The sequence below is a fragment of the Amycolatopsis sp. cmx-11-51 genome, from assembly GCF_047608665.1.
Taxonomy (GTDB): Bacteria; Actinomycetota; Actinomycetes; order Mycobacteriales; family Pseudonocardiaceae; genus Amycolatopsis.
In genome coordinates this window covers 106,134-123,243 of the sequence record NZ_JADNQO010000008.1, presented here as the reverse complement: position 1 = coordinate 123,243, position 17,110 = coordinate 106,134, and the positions used below count along the sequence as shown (strand labels likewise).

At 70.7% G+C, this 17,110-nt stretch carries 12 protein-coding genes; 6 read left to right on the top strand and 6 right to left on the bottom strand.

Annotated features, from left to right (window positions below; all coding sequences use genetic code 11):
• Positions 1-45 precede the first annotated feature (45 nt).
• The 3 genes from ACM6LU_RS25600 to ACM6LU_RS25590 are packed head-to-tail and all read right to left on the bottom strand — an operon-like array spanning position 46 to position 3,265.
• On the bottom strand, positions 46-483 hold the full coding sequence (locus ACM6LU_RS25600; protein WP_414940308.1) for a response regulator: 438 nt from the start codon (positions 481-483) through the stop codon (positions 46-48).
• Positions 480-2,042 (bottom strand): sensor histidine kinase, encoded by a 1,563-nt coding sequence (locus ACM6LU_RS25595; RefSeq protein ID WP_414940307.1) that lies wholly within the window; start codon positions 2,040-2,042, stop codon positions 480-482. Before ACM6LU_RS25595 ends, ACM6LU_RS25600 begins: the two co-directional genes overlap by 4 nt.
• Entirely contained in the window at positions 2,039-3,265 is a 1,227-nt protein-coding gene (locus ACM6LU_RS25590; protein ID WP_414940306.1) for a PP2C family protein-serine/threonine phosphatase, read from the bottom strand. Before ACM6LU_RS25590 ends, ACM6LU_RS25595 begins: the two co-directional genes overlap by 4 nt.
• A gap of 684 nt (positions 3,266-3,949) precedes the next feature.
• Here ACM6LU_RS25590 and ACM6LU_RS25585 point away from each other — a divergent pair.
• Complete coding sequence (locus ACM6LU_RS25585) at positions 3,950-4,384, top strand: SRPBCC family protein (protein ID WP_414940305.1); 435 nt, start codon at positions 3,950-3,952, stop codon at positions 4,382-4,384.
• On the opposite strand, the gene ACM6LU_RS25580 is transcribed toward ACM6LU_RS25585, so the two are convergent.
• Genes ACM6LU_RS25580 through ACM6LU_RS25570 form a run of 3 tightly spaced genes read right to left on the bottom strand, consistent with a single transcriptional unit; the run spans position 4,363 to position 7,489 of the window.
• Positions 4,363-5,616: a glycosyltransferase gene (locus ACM6LU_RS25580; protein ID WP_414940304.1), complete on the bottom strand. Its 1,254-nt coding sequence runs from the start codon at positions 5,614-5,616 to the stop codon at positions 4,363-4,365. The two genes, ACM6LU_RS25585 and ACM6LU_RS25580, sit on opposite strands and share 22 nt — an antisense overlap.
• Positions 5,613-6,446 carry an SDR family NAD(P)-dependent oxidoreductase gene (locus tag ACM6LU_RS25575; RefSeq protein WP_414940303.1) on the bottom strand — a complete coding sequence of 278 codons (834 nt, stop codon included), beginning with the start codon at positions 6,444-6,446 and terminating at the stop codon, positions 5,613-5,615. The genes ACM6LU_RS25580 and ACM6LU_RS25575 overlap by 4 nt, the downstream gene beginning before the upstream one ends.
• The gene (locus tag ACM6LU_RS25570) at positions 6,443-7,489 is read right to left on the bottom strand and encodes an alpha/beta hydrolase (RefSeq protein WP_414940302.1); all 1,047 of its coding nucleotides are present in this window, start codon (positions 7,487-7,489) and stop codon (positions 6,443-6,445) included. Before ACM6LU_RS25570 ends, ACM6LU_RS25575 begins: the two co-directional genes overlap by 4 nt.
• 445 nt (positions 7,490-7,934) lie before the next feature.
• On the opposite strand from ACM6LU_RS25570, the gene ACM6LU_RS25565 reads away from it, so the two are divergent.
• The 5 genes from ACM6LU_RS25565 to ACM6LU_RS25545 all read left to right on the top strand — a co-directional run bounded on the left by ACM6LU_RS25565 (position 7,935) and on the right by ACM6LU_RS25545 (position 17,102).
• Positions 7,935-8,606 carry a hypothetical protein gene (locus tag ACM6LU_RS25565; RefSeq protein ID WP_414940301.1) on the top strand — a complete coding sequence of 224 codons (672 nt, stop codon included), beginning with the start codon at positions 7,935-7,937 and terminating at the stop codon, positions 8,604-8,606.
• Positions 8,607-8,766: 160 nt separating this feature from the next.
• A complete protein-coding gene (locus ACM6LU_RS25560; protein WP_414940300.1) occupies positions 8,767-10,509 on the top strand; it encodes a fatty acyl-AMP ligase in 1,743 nt (580 codons plus the stop codon).
• On the top strand, positions 10,506-14,708 hold the full coding sequence (locus ACM6LU_RS25555) for a beta-ketoacyl synthase N-terminal-like domain-containing protein (RefSeq protein ID WP_414940299.1): 4,203 nt from the start codon (positions 10,506-10,508) through the stop codon (positions 14,706-14,708). The genes ACM6LU_RS25560 and ACM6LU_RS25555 overlap by 4 nt, the downstream gene beginning before the upstream one ends.
• Positions 14,705-16,225: an MFS transporter gene (locus ACM6LU_RS25550; RefSeq protein WP_414940298.1), complete on the top strand. Its 1,521-nt coding sequence runs from the start codon at positions 14,705-14,707 to the stop codon at positions 16,223-16,225. The genes ACM6LU_RS25555 and ACM6LU_RS25550 overlap by 4 nt, the downstream gene beginning before the upstream one ends.
• Positions 16,226-16,511: 286 nt before the next feature.
• Entirely contained in the window at positions 16,512-17,102 is a 591-nt protein-coding gene (locus ACM6LU_RS25545) for a sigma-70 family RNA polymerase sigma factor (protein ID WP_414940450.1), read from the top strand.
• Positions 17,103-17,110: the final 8 nt, after the last annotated feature.

Genomic DNA, 17,110 nt, shown 5'->3' with positions numbered 1-17,110 from the left:
CCCGCGCGACGGGCCGCCCCTGGCCGTGCCGCGCTTCCCGTGCGGTCAGCGGGGCAGTTTCACCACGGTGACGAAGAAGTTGTCGATCTGCCGCACCACTTCGATGAACTGGTCGAAGTCCACCGGCTTGGTGACGTAGGCGTTGGCGTGCAGGTCGTAGCTGCGGAGGATGTCCTCTTCGGCTTCGGACGTGGTGAGCACGACGACGGGAATGGTGCGCAGCTCCGGTGACGCCTTGACCTCGCTGAGCACCTGGCGGCCGTCTTTGCGGGGCAGGTTCAGGTCGAGCAGGATCAACCCCGGACGCCGCGCGTCCTCGTACGGCGCCTCGCGGCGCAGGAACTGCAGGGCCTGCTCGCCGTCCGAAACGACCGACAGGGTGTTGCGGATCTTGTGGTGCTCGAACGCCTCCCGCGTCATGAGGACGTCGCCCGGGTCGTCCTCGACCAGCAGGATGTGGATCGGTTCCAGGGACTCGGTCATGCTTGTTCGTTTCCTCCGCTGGAGCTTTCGGCCGTCGCCGGTTCCGGCGCCGGTTGTGCGGGCAGGGTGAAGCAGAATCGGGTCCCGGCCGTGACGGTGGTGTCCAGCCAGATCCGCCCGCCGTGGTGTTCGACGATCTTGCGGCACAGGGCCAGCCCGATCCCGGTACCCGGGTAGTCGCCGCGGCCGTGCAGACGCTGGAAGATCACGAAGATCCGCTCGGCGTACTCGGCGCTGATGCCGATTCCGTTGTCGGTGACGGAGAATCGCCAGTCCGCGCCGTCACGCTCGGCGGAGACCTCGATCTCCGGCGGATTCTCCCCGCGGAACTTGAGCGCGTTGCCGACCAGGTTCTGCAGGACCGCCGTCAGCAAGGACTTCTCCCCTTGCACGGCGGGCAGTTCGCCGCGGGTGATCCGGGCGCCGGACTCGGTGACGGCGTCGTCCAGATTGGCCAGCGCGGTGTCCAGCAGGTCCCCGGTCTCCAGTACCCCGCTCTCGCTCTCCCTGCGCCCGACCCGGGAGAAGGCGAGCAGATCGTTGATCAGCGCCTGCATCCGTTTCGCGCCGTCGACGGCGAACCCGATGTACTGATCACCGCGCTCGTCCAGTTTCCCTTGGTAGCGTTTCTGGAGCAGCTGGCAGAAGCTGGCCACCTTGCGCAGCGGCTCCTGCAGGTCGTGCGAGGCGACGTAGGCGAACTGCTCCAGATCCGAGTTCGACCGCTCCAGCTCGCGCGTCCGGACGGCGATCGTCTCCTGCGCGCGCTCCAGATGGGTGACCTCGTCGAGGATCCGTGACCGCAGCGATTCCACATCGGACGCCAGCACTCGCATTTCCCGCGGGCCGGAGCCGCGGATCGGGCGGTGGATGTCGTTCTGCGCGACGTCGCTCACCTCGGCCGCCAGCTGCCGGATCGGCTTGATCAGCTTCCGGTGCAGCAGGAAGAACACCAGTGCCACCACCGCGCAGAGCAGGACCGCGATCATGATGAGCATGGCCCGCAAGACGTCGGCGGAGGACGACAGGTCCTCGCGGGCGTCCAGCCGTTCGGCTTCCAGACGGCTCTGCAGCACACTCAGGGAGCCACGCACGTCGTCGAACAGCGGTTTGCTCGCGTCTATCTGCGCGCCGGTGGTGGGAGCGCCTGCCAGCACCGGCTCGATGATCTTCTGTCGCCAGTTCGAGGCGGCGCCGAGCACCCGGTCCAGTTCGTCACCGGTGGGAGTACCAGGTGCGGCGCCGAGCTGTCGTAACTGGACGACGGCCGCGTCCTGCGCCCGCAGCCCGTCACGGTAAGGCTCGAGGAATTCGGCACGCCCGGCGAGGATGTAGCCGCGGACGCCGGTCTCCTGGTTCAGCAGCGCCGTCGAGAGCGACGTGGACTGCAGCACCTGCGGATTGGTCACGTCCAGCAACCTTGCCCGGGAGTCGGTGAGGCTCACCAGCGCCATCGAGGCCGCCACGATCGCGCCGCCGAGCAGCAGCGACGCGATCACGCCGGACAGCACCGCCCAACGGCTGATCGACCAGACGCCGGGGTGGGGGTCGGGTTTCATCGAGGCGTCTCCTCGGCGTCGAACGTGAGCAGGGCCAGCGCGACGTCGTCGTCCAGTGGCCCGCCGTGGAGGACGTCCATCTCGCTGATCAGGTGGTCCAGCGCCGCGGCGGAGTCACCCTTGGCGGACAGGCTGTTCAGCGCCGCGGCGGCCATCCGTTCGAGCCCGACCCGTTCGCCGCTGCCTTCGACGCGTCCTTCGAACAGGCCGTCGGTGTAGAGCAGCAGCGACCATCGCGGCCCCATCGGCACCGTCAGCTCCCGCCACCCGGTGCCGGGCGCGACGCCCAGCGGCGGACCGAGCGCTTCCCTGGACAGCAGTCTGCCGCCCGAGTCGTCGACGAGCAGCGGCTGCGGATGACCGGCGAGGGTCATCCGCAGGGACCGGCGGTCCGGGGCGACCGTGATCATGCAGACAGTGGCGAACAGCGGTCCCAGCGCCTCGTGCTGCAGCATCTTTTCCACCATCGCCAGCGTTTCCGCCATCGGCAGCCCGGCGAGCACGACCGAACGCCAGGCGATCCGCAGCGCGACCCCGAGTGCCGCCTCGTCCGGGCCGTGTCCGCAGACGTCGCCGATGACCAGCTGCAGGGTGCCGTCGGGAAGTTCGACGGCGTCGTAGAAGTCCCCGCCCAGCAGGGCGCCGTTCCGGCCGGGCCGGTACCGCACGGCGAGGCCGAGCCGGGGATCGGTCACCAGCGGGGTCGGCAGCAGGCCGCGTTCGAGGCGCGCGTTCTCCCTGGCCAGCAGCTGGTGCTGCAGTAGTTGCTGCTCGATGTGTTCGGCGCGGCTGCGTTCCCAGGAGTACCGCAGTGTCCGCGCCAGCAGCTGACCGTCCACCTGGTGCTTGACCAGGTAGTCCTGCGCGCCCGCCCCCAGCGCCGACACCCCGAGCGCCTCGTCCTCGCGGCCGGTCAGCACGATCACGGCGGTGGACGGCGCGTGCTGCCGCAACCGCGTCAGCCCGGTCAGCCCGGTCGCGTCCGGCAGTTGGAGGTCGAGGAGCACGCAGTCGGCCGTGATCGGCCGCGCGAGGGCCTGTTCGAGCGTCGTGGCCCTGTCGAGGACGACCCGTTCGAGACTCTCGGCCGCGTCCGCGAGCATCTCTTCGACCAGGAGCGCGTCACCGTCGTCGTCCTCGACGAGCAGGACGTGCAAACGATCCAGCTGCGGCGAAGGTCTACGAGGTGGGGACTGCTCGCCGTGACGCACGGCGTTGGACACGGACAGCCACCTTTCCTCACCGGTATTTCCGGCGTGCGGACAAAAGAGGGCTGACTTCTCAACCACCGGGGAGCGTACCGGCCGTACCGGACATGCCGCCGGTTCGGACACCCGACACGCCAGCATTCGATCACGGCCACGGTCCGCGTGGCGGACGGGGCGGCCGCCAGATCGATCAGGACGCCGACGACGAGTCCGGTGATCATCGCTCGCTCCCGTGTCGCCCGTGCGGCTTCGCGGCGCCGCGCGTACTGGCTGGTGAACGAAACCGTGACGAGGACGGCGATGATCACGCACAGCGAAACCGGCGTCGGCACCTGCGGCACCCCCGGCCAGATCCCGTTGTCTCAGGTACCGACCGCGGTGCGCGGATGGCGGTTTCGCTTGCCCAGCGGGACGACTCGCGTGGCCTTCCGGGTGTCGCGAAAGCCACTTTCGCGACGTCTGATGTCCCGAAAGTGGCTTTCGCGACACGGCCGCTGGGCATCACGGACCGGAACCGCGGTCAATCGCACCCAAATCCCAGTAGGTACCCGAGGCACCCCGCTTCACGCGAACTAAGACCACCGCAACCAGTCGACTACTCGCGTCTTGACACGGCCACTCAGCCCACTACAGTTCAACCAACACGTTGATCAACTCTCTGGTTGAATACCCTCACAACCTCGTCGCGGAAGAGAATCGATGACCGACCTGACGATCACGCGCCTCCTCGACGCGCCCCGCGAACTCGCCTTCCAGGTGTGGACCGATCCGGACCATCTCGCCCGCTGGTGGGGCCCGGCCGGGTTCACCACCAAGTCCTGCACGGTCAACCTCGCCGAGGGCGGCCGCTGGCGGATCTGCGTCAGCGACGGCGAAACCGACCTGTGGGCCTCGGGGGTCTACCACGAGATCGTCCCGCCAGAGCGGCTCGTCTTCAGTTTCGCCTGGGAGGAACCGGAAGGCGCGCGGGGGCACGACACTCTCGTCACGATCGGCTTCTCCGACCGCGACGGCAAAACCGAAATGACGTTCCACCAAGCCATTTTCGAGACCGTGGTGGAGCGCGACGAGCACGTCGACGGCTGGCAGTCCTGTTTCGGCTGCCTCTCCACCTATCTCGCGGAGCTGCGCTGACCCACGTCCCGCAGCACCTCTCGGGCCCGCGCCACCCCGTCCTCCGCACGCAGCCGCGCTGCGACGAACTGCGCCCCACGACGAAACAGGAGGTTGCCGGACAGCTCCAGCAGCCTAGCGGTCAAGGCGTCCGCGGTGATTTCCCGTAGCGGTAGCGGACGCGGGCCCGCGCCGAGACGGGAGACCCGGTCACCCCAGAAGGGCTGGTCGGAGAAGACCGGGCAGACCAGCGCCGGGACGCCCGCCCGCAACGCCGCCGCGGTCGTGCCCGCGCCGCCGTGATGCACCACCGCCGCGGTGCGCGGGAACAGCCACGCGTGCGGGACGTCCTGGACCGCCAGCAGATCGTCGTCGTCGAGCTCGATATCGGTACCGAGAAGACCGCGCAGCCCGACCCGGCGCAACGCCGTGCGGACAGCGGCGAAGGTCCGCTCAGCCTCCGACGGCCGCATGCTGCCGAAACCGACGTACACCGGCGGCGGCCCCGAAGCGAGGAAGTCGCGCAAGCGTGGGTCCGGCCTCCACGCGGCGGGAGTATCGAGGAACCAGTATCCGGTGACGTGGACCCTGGCGGGCCAATCCTTCGGCCGGGGCACGACGGCGTCGGAAAACCCGCACAGCACCGGGGTCTCCTTTCTCCGGGGTCCACGCACGCCGGCCGCGGGCAGTCCGAGCGAGTGCTCGCGCCAGCGGTCCACTTCGGGGCGCAGCACCTGCCAGGCGACGGTGTCGACGGCGTGGAAGCTCAGCCGCCGCCCACCCGGACCGAGCCTGGAAGACCACGGCAGCAACGGATGCGCGAAGGCTCGGGTCGGCACGCTGGGCTGGTAGTGCAGTTCTACATCGGGTACACCGAGCGAGGCACCCAGGTGCGCGCCGAGGAAACCCAGCGTCGGCGCGAGCACGAGATCCGCTCCGGACGATCCTTTGTGGACATCCGCGAGCAGGCGCTCCAGCACGGGAGCCAAAGCGCCCCGCAGCCCGCGCAGGAACGTCGCGGGATTACGCCCGCCCTCGGTCCATTCGCGTCCGCCGTCCGAACCGAGGACGTCACCGGGATCGGCCGAAAGCGGCGCGAAGTCCAGGCCGCGCTCGGTCACCAGCGCCCGGAACCGCTCCGCCGCCAGCACCCGCACACGATCGCCGTCGAGGGCGAGACCACACCCCAGGGCGATACACGGCTGGACATCGCCGCGCGAACCGGGAGCGACGACCACGACGAGCCGGCTCATCGCTTCGCCGCGGTCAGCCGGTAACGGAGCCGGAACGGCAGGTTCGCCAGTACCGCCGCGATCCGCGCGTCCCGGCCGACCAGATACCGCGGCGCCGGACGGCGAGCGGTCAGCGCGTGGACGACGACCCGCGCGGCCTGTTCCGGCGGTACACCGTTCTTCGCGGAACGTTCCGCGCTGCGCTCGGCCTCTGCCAGTTGCACCGCATACCTTTCCCGCGCTACTTCCGGCAAAGCGGCGCGCACCTCCTCGGCGGCGGCACGGGCGCGTGGCCAGATCGAAGTGGCCACCGCGCCGGGCTCGACGAGGATGACGCCGATCCCGGACGGCGCCAGTTCGGCGCGCAGACTGTCGGTCAACCCGACCAAGGCGAACTTCGACGTGTGATACGGCCCGACCATCGGCCCGGCGATGCGCCCGCCCATCGACCCGACCGTCACCACACGGGCGGCGGGCGCGGCGCGCAGCGCGGGCAACATCGCCTGCGTGACGGCGAGCTGACCGGTGACGTTGACCTCCAGCTGCTGCCGGAAATCCTCCAGCGGGACATGTTCCAGCGGTCCCGGACGGGCCATCCCGGCGTTGTTCACCAGTCCCCGCAACGGTCCCGCCGCCGCGACCTTCTCCCCGCACGCCGCGATCGACGCCGCGTCCCGGAGATCCATCCGCAGCACGGAGACCTCTTCGCCGTACACGCGGACGAGTTCGGTTTCGTCCGCGTCGGTGCGCACACTGGCCCAGACGTGGGCGCCCCGGCGGACGAGTTCGGTCACGCAGGCCCTGCCGATCCCGCTCGAAGCCCCGGTGACCACATAGGAAGGACGAGTCATGACGCCTCCCCCGTCTTCACCGGTGCCGACAGCGCGCGCAGCATCCGCGGCCAGGTCTTGTGCAACTGGTCCTGCCAGTACGCCCAGTGGTGCGTGCCCGGCCCGTAGAAGTCGGTCACGACCGGGACGCCGAGGCGGTTCAGCCGGTCGGCCATCGCGGTGGTCTGGCCGGAGCACAGGAACTCGAGCAGCATCGCTCCGGGCAGCACGTCGATCGGGAGCTTGCCGTCGAACGGTCCCGGCAGGCCGTTGCCCGTCGACAGGTACAGCTCGGTGCCGCGCAGGCGGTCGGCGTTCACCAGCGGATCGTGCGCTTCCCAGCGGGACGCCTGGCGTCGCCGGTCGCCCCAGAGCGCTTCGGGATCCTGCCGGGCCGAGGCGACGATCGCGCTGGTCAGCAACTCGCCGTACGGTCCGGTGGGGTTGAGGTTGCCGCTGAACGACCCGGCGAACCGGAACACCCCCGGCCGCCGGGCGGCGAGCTCCACCGCGCCGTATCCGCCGAGTGAGAGCCCCGCCGCCACCCGCCGCCCGTCGCCGCGAAAGCCACGATCGATCAGCTGCGGGATCTCGACCGCGGTGAACGTCTCCCATTGATTGAGGACGACGTCCTTGCCGTAATTCCACCAGTCGGAAAAGAACCCCGCGGAACCGGAACCCGGCATCACCACCAGCGCGCCGGAATCGTCGGCGAGCTTCCGGATGTCGGTGTTGGCCGTCCAGCCGCGATAGTCCTGCAAGCGCGTCTCCCCGGCGAGCAGGTACACCGCCGGCCACTTCCGGTCCGGTTCGGCGTCCCATCCCGACGGCAGGATCAACCGGACCATCGCGTAGCTCCCGACGCCGACCGAGCGCACGGTGAGGTCCAGCATCCGCGGATCGCCGTCCACAGTGGTCTGGGCGATAACGTGCGATCCGTCGTCGGCACGGGCGTCCGGGACACCGCTCTCGGCCAGCGCCGGGGCGGTGGCGATGCTCGGCAGCAAGCTCGTCACGGCCGCCAGCAGCGCGACGGCCCACAGCCGCCTCGAAGTATTGCGCATACGTGATCCTTTGTCCCGGTCGTTCGACAGAATTCGAAAATGTGACGGCGATTACTCGCTAAGAAATCCGAGGTGTCGACACGTTAAGCGGAAGAAGCCCCTCCGAGCAATTGTCCTGCCCACATTACGGGAGGACAATGTGAATGCCAGGGAAACAAGAAATGTGTCCACCTCCCCCATCCGGGTGACCCGTCGCTTACGGACGGTGAGCGACAGTGGCACGGTGGTACCAGACTGGCTCACGCACCAGGGAAAAGCCTGGAAGCCCCAGGTCACACCCTGTACACGAAAGACATTTACGTTCTCTTGATACCTTCCGGTATTCGATTTCCCGCCGTAGCCTTCGTCGTGCCGCCCAGGTTCGGCGTCCGCTGACGCGACCCTGGCGCTTGCGTCCCACCGAAGGGACCGCGACCCCATCAGGACCCTTTCGAAAGGGCTATTCATGGCTGCCCGAATTCGCGCGCTCGTCGTCTCCGCCGCCGCGGTTGCGACCATTTCCGGCACGCCTGGAGAATCGATTCAGGCGGTCGCGGCGCCGCCCCCTCCCGCCGTTCAGACCGCCGTTCCGCCCGCCGCCCTCCTCCCGCCGGACACCGTCCCGCACGCGTCCGCGCGCGACGGTTTCGACCTGGCCGCGGCACTGTCCACCTCGGACCGAGAGGAGAGCCGGATCGACATCGGCGGCTGCGAGGACGTCGTCCACGGCAGACTGGTCGGCTCCACCGCCACCGGCCAGGGTTTCCAGTCCGCGGTGCCCGGCGGGCAGGTTTCCGAACTCGTCGCGCGTACGACGAACCCGCCCGACCTGACGGCGTGGGCCGCGCAGGCCGCGCGGTGCTCGAAGGTGACGGTCGACGACGCGGCCGGTTCCGCGGTGTCGACCGTCACCGTCCAACCCCCGCCCGCCGTGACGGGCGCGAAAACCCTTTCGTACCAGCAACTCCTGACGCTACCCGGACAGCCCCCCGAGCTGCCGGGACTGCGCCTGCGCACTGTCGCCATCGCCGCCGACGACGTACTGGTCGTGCTTCGTGACGCCGGAACCACCGGCCTCGATCTCGACGCCCTCGCCGTCGCCGCCTGGCAGCACGCCGCCGGACCGCTCGGCCGCTGAACCCCGCACCACCCCGCCGAACCCCTGACCCGCCCGGCCGAAGGCCCCGCTATCGCGGTGGCAGGGCGCCCCGTCCGCAACCGCGACATAGCTGACCAAGCAGCGCCCTGCCGACGTCGATCGCGGTCGCGGTTTCACCACCAGACAATGAGGAGATGCCATGTCTCTGGCCCCCGAAAACCTGCCCGCCACGGCCGGCACCACCCTCCCCGCCTGCCTTCGGCATTGGGCGGACGTCGACGGCGACCGGCCGGCCCTGACCTTCGCCGACTTCGCGACCGATCGCGCCGGGCGACGGAAGACCCTGACCTGGGGGCAACTCCAGGAACGCGTCGACGCCGTCGCGAGCGCGCTCCCCGTCCGTCCCGGCGACCGGGTGGCCGTGCTGTGCCCGCAGAGCGCGGACTACGTCGTCGGTTTCCTCGGCGCGATCACCGCGGGCGCGGTCGCCGTGCCGCTGTTCGACCCCGGACTGCCGGGGCACGCCGGAAGGCTCGCCGCGGTGCTGACCGACTGCTCCCCCACCGCCGTGGTCACCACCGCCGCGTCCGAGGACGCGGTCCGCGAGTTCCTCGCCGGACTGCCCGGCGGCGAACGCGTCGCCGTCGTCGCGGTCGACCAGCCCATCGAAGGCCCGGCCCGCGCGTGGCCCGCCCCGGCCGCGGCACCGGACGACGTGGCGTACCTGCAGTACACCTCCGGTTCGACCCGTACCCCGGCGGGTGTGGTCCTGACCCACGAGAACGTGCTGGCCAACGTCAGCCAGGCCGTGCACGGCCTCGGCATCGCCCCGACGGGGACCACCGTGTCGTGGCTGCCGCTGTTCCACGACATGGGTCTCGTGCTCGGGCTGATCACGCCGCTGGCGATGGGCATGCGGTCGGTGCTGATGGATCCGCTGGCCTTCATCGAACGGCCGGTCCGCTGGCTGGAGTTGCTGAGCGACCACAAGGGAAGCTGGAGTGCCGCGCCGAACTTCGCCTTCCATTACAGCGCGACCCGGGTACGCGAGGAGGACCGCGCCCGGCTCCGCCTCGACCGCGTCGCCGCGATCGTCAACGGCGCCGAACCGATCAACCCCGGGGTACTGGACCGGTTCCACGCCGCGTTCGCCGATTCCGGCTACACGCCGGACAAGACCCGGCCCGCCTACGGCCTCGCCGAGGCGACCGTCTTCGTCACCACCGGGCCCGGTGTACCGCCTCGGGTCACCACCTTCGACCGCGCCGCCCTCGGATCGGGCATCGCGCGGCAGGCCGATGACGGCCTCAAGCTCGTCGCCTGCGGTGTCCCCGTCGGACAGCATGTGGCGCTCGTCGACCCGGAAACCGGGGTGGCGCTGGAAGACGGTTCGGTCGGTGAGATCTGGGTCCACGGCCCCAACGTCGGTACCGGCTACTGGCAGAAACCCCTGGAGAGCACCGAGACCTTCGGCGCCCGGCTGACCGGCGACCACCCGGGAATTCCCGAGTGGCCCTGGCTCCGCACCGGCGACCTCGGCGTCCGGTACGACGGCGAGATCTACATCGCCGGCCGCATCAAGGACCTGCTCATCATCGACGGCCGCAACCACTACCCGCAGGACGTCGAAGCGACGGCGGCCTCTGCCGACCGCGACATCCGCCCCGGCAGTGTCGCCTCGTTCGCTGTCGAGGGCACCGACACCGAAGCCGCGGTCATCGTCGCCGAACACCGTGGCCACAGTGAACTGACGACGGAGGACGAACGAGCCCTCACCGCCTCGATCCGGCGCCTCGTATCCGACGCGCACGGCCTTTCCTTGCGTGACGTCGTGCTCGTCCCGGCGGGCCTGGTCCCGCGCACCTCCAGCGGCAAGATCGCGCGTAGCGCCTGCCGCGACCGTTACCTCGCAGGCGACTACGGAAAGGCCCTGGTGCGATGAGAAACCCGACGCTCGACACCCCCGCACTGCGCCGCTGGCTGCTCGACACGGTCGCCGAGCACATCGGCGTGGACCCCACCCGGCTCGAACCCGACCGTCCGCTCAGCGACTACGGCCTGTCCTCCCGGCAGGCCGTCGGCATCGCCGCGGACCTCGAAGACCTGCTCGGCACCCCGCTCCCGGCAACCCTGCTGTGGGAAAGCCCGACCCTCGACCACCTTGCCCGCTCCCTCACCGGCGGCACCGAACCGGAACCGGAGGTGACCGGCACGGACCGTCGCCGGACCGATCCGATCGCCGTCGTCGGCCTCGGCTGCCGCTGGCCGGGAGCGAACGGTCTCGAAGAGTTCTGGGACCTGTTGAGCAGCGGGCGGGACGCCGTCCGGACCGCGCCGCCCGGACGGTGGACCGCGGACGCGGCACCGGTCGTCGGCGGGTTCCTCGACGACGTCGCCGGTTTCGACGCCGACCACTTCGGCATCACCCCGCGCGAGGCGTCCACCATGGACCCGCAGCAGCGGATGCTCCTGGAGGTCGCCTGGGCGGCACTGGAACACGCCGGGATCGCCCCGGTTTCCCTGCGCGGCAGCCGGACCGGCGTGTTCACCGGGATCTCCACCCACGACTACGGGCACCTCACGATGGCGGGCGGCGGGGTGGACCTGTGGACGGCCACCGGTGCGGCCGGGAGCATCTCGGCCAACCGGCTGTCCTACATCTACGACCTGCGCGGGCCGAGCATGGCGGTGGACACCGCCTGCTCCTCGTCACTGGTCGCGGTGCACCACGCGGTGCGGGCGCTGCGTGACGGCGAGGCCGATCTCGCACTGGCCGGTGGGGTGAACCTCATGCTGCTGCCCGGGCCGACGGCCGCGTTCGCGGCGGCGGGACTGCTCGCCGAGGACGGCCGCTGCAAGACGTTCGCCGCGGGCGCCGACGGCATCGCGCGCGCTGAGGGCTGCGGCGTCGTCGTGCTCAAACGGCTGGCGGACGCCGAGTACGACGGCGACCGGGTGCTCGCGGTGATCCGCTCCACCGCGGTCAACTCCGACGGCCGGTCCCAAGGCCTGGCGGCGCCGAATCCCGTCGCCCAGCAGGACATGCTGCGCACGGCCTACCACGGTGCCCGGCTCGATCCGTCCACTGTGGACTACGTCGAGGCGCACGGCACCGGCACCCTGCTCGGCGACCCGATCGAGGCCCGCTCGCTCGGCGCCGTGCTCGGCAAGGACCGTCCCGCCGACGCCCCGCTGCTGATCGGTTCGGTGAAGACGAACATCGCGCACGCGGAGGCGGCCGCCGGGATCGCCGGGCTGATCAAGGTCGTCCTCGCGATGACCCACGACGAGTTACCGCCCCAGTTGCATTTCTCCGCGCCCAACCCGCACATCCCGTTCGACGATTTGGGACTCCGGGTGGTGACCGAACCGACGCCTTGGCCGCGCCGGTCCGGCCGCGCCACGGCCGGAGTGTCCGCGTTCGGGTTCGGCGGGACCAACGCGCACGTCGTCCTCGAACAGGCCCCGGCACTGGAACCGGCGCCGGACCGCGCCGACGTCCGGATCGGGCTGCTGTCCGCCCGCACCGGCGACCGCCTCACCGAACGGGCGACGCAACTGGCGAACTGGCTGGAATCCTCGGCAACGCCGTCGAATTTCCTCGCCGACGTCACCCACACCCTGTTCCGGCGGGACAACGGCGGACCGCACCGCGCCGCCGTCGTCGCCGGGGACACCGCGGAACTGGCGGTGCTGCTGCGCGCCGTAGGCTCCGGTGCCGATCCGCTGCCCGCGGGCGCGGCCGTCGGTGCCACCCGGACCACCGACGGCCCGGTGTTCGTGTTCTCCGGCCACGGTTCCCAGTGGCCTGGCATGGGCCTCGGCTTGCTCGCGGCCGAGCCCGCCTTCGCCGCGCAGGTCGACAAACTCGGTGATCTGTTCATCGAGCACACCGGCCGATCGCTGCGTTCCCTGCTCACCACCGGGGAGCCGTTGCCGTTGCCCGAAACCCAGGCGGCGATCTTCGGGACGCAGATCGCGCTGGCCGCCCAATGGGAGGCGCTCGGGGTCCGGCCGTCGGCCGTCATCGGGCACTCGCTGGGCTCCGCGGCCGCCGCCGTGGTGAGCGGTGTGCTCACCCCCGACGAGGCCGTCCACCTGGTCGCGACCCGTGCCCGGCTCCTTGGCACGATCGGTCCGGGAGGAGCGATGGCGGCGGTGGAACTCGCGCCGGAGGAACTCGAGCTGTACCCGGACATCGAACTCGCCGTCGAATCCGCGCCGGGTCAGCTGACCGTTGCCGGGGATGCCACCGTCCTCGACCTGCTCGTCGCGGAACTCGAGGCCGCCGGGCTGACCGCGCGGCGGCTGCCGGTCGAGGTCGCCGGGCACTCCGCCCGCGTCGATCCGGTCCTGCCCGCACTCCGGGAGGCGCTCGCCGAACTGGGCGGACGACGTCCGACAGTGCCTTGGTACGACACGGTTTCGGCCGATCCGGCGGATCCGCCGGACTTCGACGCCGGGTACTGGGCCGCGCATCTGCGCCGTCCGGTGCGGTTCCGGCAGGCCGTGGCGGCCGCCGCCGCGGACGGGCACCGTGTCTTCGTCGAGGTGTCACCGCATCCGATCCTGCGGGGATCGGTGGCGCGGACGCTCGCTGCCGAAGGGATCCACGACGCCGTCGTCACCGGAACGCTGCGCCGTGGTCAGGACGAGGTCCGCGCGCTGGGCGCCGCGGCGGCCGAACTCTATTGCGCGGGAACGCGGATCACCCCCGCCGATCCGGACGACGGCGCCCGCCTCGTCGACGTCCCGCCGATGCCGTGGCGGCACGAGCGGCACTGGTACACCTCCGCCGAGGAACCGCCGTCTTTCGCGGCACGCACGACCGAACCCGAACCCGTGCGGAGCACCGGCGGGAACCGGCTGACCGAGATCGTCGCCGCCGTCATGGGGCTGCGGCCCGACCGCATCGACGCCGATGTCCCGCTCGTCGAACTCGGGCTGGATTCCCTGATGGCGAACCGGATCCGCGAAGCCGTCCGCCGGGAGTTCGGCACCGAACCCGACGCGGCCAGCGTGCTCCGGGGCGCCACCCTCGCCGACCTCAGCCGCGACCTCGCGCCGCGCGAAGACGAGGCTCCGCTTCCGGCCGGAGGCCGGGCCTGGGACGCGGCCGACCGGCTGGTGCTGCGCCTGTGGCAGGAGCACACCGGGACCGACGCGGGTGGCACGAACGTCCGGCTGACCGAGACCGGCACCCCGGATCGGCTGGCCGAACTACTAGCCGAGGGCCTCAGCACCGAACTCGCCACCCCGGTCGACGCCGCCGAACTCCGGCGGCACGACTCGCTCGCCGCCATCGCCGACGTCGCTCGCGCCGTCCTCGACACGCGGGAGGAACAGGGACCGGTGCACGTCCTGACGTCCGGTGAGGACGGGATCGCGCCGCTGCTGCTGTTCCACCCCGGCGGCAGCACGTGCACCGTCTACCGGCCGCTGCTGGACCGGCTGCCCACGTCGGTGCCGTGCATCGGCTTCGAACGTGTTCCCGGTGTCGGCATCGAGGAACGCGTCGAACAGCTGCTGCCACTGGTGCGGGCGCAGCGTCGCGACCGGCCGTACCGGCTGGCGGGCTGGTCGTTCGGCGGGGCGCTGGCCTACGGCGTCGCCGCACGGCTCGCGGAGGAAGGCGAGGAGGTCGAATTCGTCGCTCTGATCGACACCATGCTCCCGCTGCCGGAGCCGGACCTCGATCCGCGCGCCTCGTCCGCCCGGCGATTCCTGCGGTTCACCGGCTACGTCGAAGGGACCTATGGTCGCGAAGTCCGGCTCGGCCACGAGGAACTGGCACCGTTGCCCGAAGAGGAACAGATCGAGCTGACCATGCGGAGGGTCGCCGAAGCAGGCTTGCTCAGCCCCGGCGTGCTCCGGCACCAGCGTCAGTCCTTTTTGGACACACTGGCGGCCGAACGCGGGACGCCCCGCCGCTACGACGGCCGGGTTGTGCTCTACCGGGCTGTCGAGCAGTACGCGGCCGGGCTGGCGATGGAACCACGCTATTCCCGGACGGATCTCGCGGCGGGCTGGGCGGACCTGTGCCCCGGCCTGGAGATCGTGCCGGTCGAGGCCCATCACCTGTCGGTCGTCGACCCGCCTCACGTCGACGTCGTGGCGAGGCATCTGGCGGGGCTCCTGTGACCACGGCCCGGGCCGAGCGAGCGGTCATCCGCGCCTGGCCGCTGCTGGCGGTGCTCGGCGCCGGGCTCTTCCTCGTGGCGGTCGACGCGACCGTGCTGCACGTCGCGTTGCCCGACCTCGTCCGTGACCTGCGGCCCGGTGCGGTGGCACAGGTGTGGATCGTGGCGATCTACCCGCTGACCGCCGCACCGCTGCTGCTGCCGTTCGGCACCCTCGGCGACCGGTACGGGCGGCGACGCGTCCTGGTCACCGGGTACGTCGTGTTCGGGATCGCGTCACTCGGCTGCGCGTTCGCGCCGAATGTCCCGGTGTTGCTGGGCTTCCGCGCGGTGCTCGGGGCAGGCGGCGCGATGATCATGCCGGTGACGATGTCGCTGCTCCGGGAGCTCTTCCCGGAGCAGCGACACCGCCGCACGGCGATCGCGGTGTGCAGCGGGATCGCGGGCACCGGCTCGGTGTTCGGGCCGATCCTCGGCGGACTGCTCGTCGAAACGTGGGGCTGGCGCGCCACTTTCCTGCTGAATCCGCCGGTGATTTTGGCGGCCGTGGTGCTGGCGCTGCGGTGGCTGCCCCGCAATCCGCCGGGGCGGCGACCGTGGGACGCGCTCAGCGCCGCCCTCGCGGCGGGCGGTGTCCTCGGCATCGCGTTCGCCGTCGGCCAGCCGGGTTCCTGGCTCCCGGCCGTCGCTTCGGGCTCGGCCGGCTGTGTCCTCGTCGGACTGTTCCTGCGCCGCCAGCGCCGGACCGATCCGCCGTTGCTTGACCTCTCCCTGTTCCGGCTTCCCGGAGTGCGCGCCGCCGTCGGCGGGGTACTGCTGGTGATGAGCACACTGGTCGGACTCGGCCTGCTGTTCGCCCAATACCTGCAGGTGGTGCTCGGCCTCTCCCCGACAGCGGCCGCCGCCCGGCTGCTCTTGGTGCTCGGCGCGTCGGCCGTCGGCAGCGTCGTGACGCCTTCGCTGCTGGAGCGGTTCGGCAACGCTCGCGTCCGTACGGCCGGGTTCGCCGTCGCGGCGGTGTCACTGCTGGTCCCGGCGGCGGGCTCGGCCGCGCTGACGTCGCCAGTGCTCCTCGGTACCGGACTGGCGGGATTGGGGCTGGGGATGGCGCTCGCGCTCACTTCGAGCACCGACACCCTGCTTTCGGCGACGTCGGCGGATCAGGCCGGGGGCGCCGCGGCCGTGGAGAAAACGGGCTACGAACTGGGCGCGGGTTTCGGGACGACCGTGTTCGGTTCACTGGCGGCCGCGGTGTACGCGGGACACCTGGCCGTCCCGCCCGGCGTGCCCGAACCGGTGCGGCAGCTCGCCCTGTCCGGGCCGGCTCAAGCGGAAGCAGCCGCCTCGGGCCTCACGTCGCGTTCGGCCGACGAATTGCTCGAAGCCGCACAAGCCGCGTGCACCACCGGGCTCCAGATATCGGCGGCCGCAGCTTGCGGGTTGTTTGTGCTGGCTGTGCTCGTCAGCGCGTGGTCTGAGATTGCCCGAAGAAACCCTACTGGTGATATACGACCGTAGGGGAGGGAGTGGTGATGCTCGGCGCGACGGGCGGCTCACCGAATCGCCCGGACGCGGGTTCGATCCCAGCCCGTCGACCGGGAAGCCTGGTGAACCGACTGCCCCCGCAGCAACGTGACGTCATCGCTTGGGCACTCGAAGGGAGGCAACACCAGTGACTGACACCCGCGATCTGCCGAACTGGCTGCTCCAGGGCGACAATGCCTTCGACGACTCCCTCCGCAGCGGATCGGACCTCGACAAGACATTGGCGCGAGTCAAAAGCCGCGCGCTGACACGCCAGGTGATCGCCGCAGGCCAGACGACGCGCCGAGGCACCGATGGCTTGGATGAGCCGGTCGCCGCTGCTGTCGAGGGTGATCCTCAAGCGGTCGAGCGGTTGCTGGCGGCCATCCGTCCTTTGGTGGTGCGGTACTGCCGCGCTCGGGTTGGCAGGCAGGAGCGTTCGTTCGCTTCCGCAGACGACGTTGCTCAGGAGGTGTGTCTCGCGGTGCTCACGGCATTGCCTTCGTACCGTGATCAGGGCCGCCCGTTCCTGGCCTTCGTCTACGGGATCGCCCAGCACAAGGTGGCCGACGCGCATCGCGCCGCGGCCCGTAACCGTGCCGAACCGGTCGCCGAGGTCCCCGACGAGATCGAGGGTGACGTCGGCCCCGAGCAGCGCGCCCTGCAAGGCGAGCTGAACGAGCGCATGGCGCAACTCCTGCGTGTCCTTCCCGATAAACAGCGTGAGATCGTGGTCCTGCGTGTCGTCGTGGGATTGTCCGCCGAAGAAACGGCGGAGGCCGTGGGGTCCACCCCTGGCGCCGTCCGGGTGGCTCAGCATCGCGCCCTCGCGCGCCTACGAACGAGGTTGGCGGCGTCCCGGCTCATCTAGGCGTGCTC

Coding starts and splice junctions, on each gene's coding strand:
- ACM6LU_RS25560 (WP_414940300.1), top strand. CDS start 8,767: ATGTCTCTGGCCCCCGAAAACCTGCCCGCCACGGCCGGCACCACCCTC.
- ACM6LU_RS25585 (WP_414940305.1), top strand. CDS start 3,950: ATGACCGACCTGACGATCACGCGCCTCCTCGACGCGCCCCGCGAACTC.
- ACM6LU_RS25565 (WP_414940301.1), top strand. CDS start 7,935: ATGGCTGCCCGAATTCGCGCGCTCGTCGTCTCCGCCGCCGCGGTTGCG.
- ACM6LU_RS25570 (WP_414940302.1), bottom strand. CDS start 7,489: ATGCGCAATACTTCGAGGCGGCTGTGGGCCGTCGCGCTGCTGGCGGCC.
- ACM6LU_RS25580 (WP_414940304.1), bottom strand. CDS start 5,616: ATGAGCCGGCTCGTCGTGGTCGTCGCTCCCGGTTCGCGCGGCGATGTC.
- ACM6LU_RS25595 (WP_414940307.1), bottom strand. CDS start 2,042: ATGAAACCCGACCCCCACCCCGGCGTCTGGTCGATCAGCCGTTGGGCG.
- ACM6LU_RS25575 (WP_414940303.1), bottom strand. CDS start 6,446: ATGACTCGTCCTTCCTATGTGGTCACCGGGGCTTCGAGCGGGATCGGC.
- ACM6LU_RS25600 (WP_414940308.1), bottom strand. CDS start 483: ATGACCGAGTCCCTGGAACCGATCCACATCCTGCTGGTCGAGGACGAC.
- ACM6LU_RS25555 (WP_414940299.1), top strand. CDS start 10,506: ATGAGAAACCCGACGCTCGACACCCCCGCACTGCGCCGCTGGCTGCTC.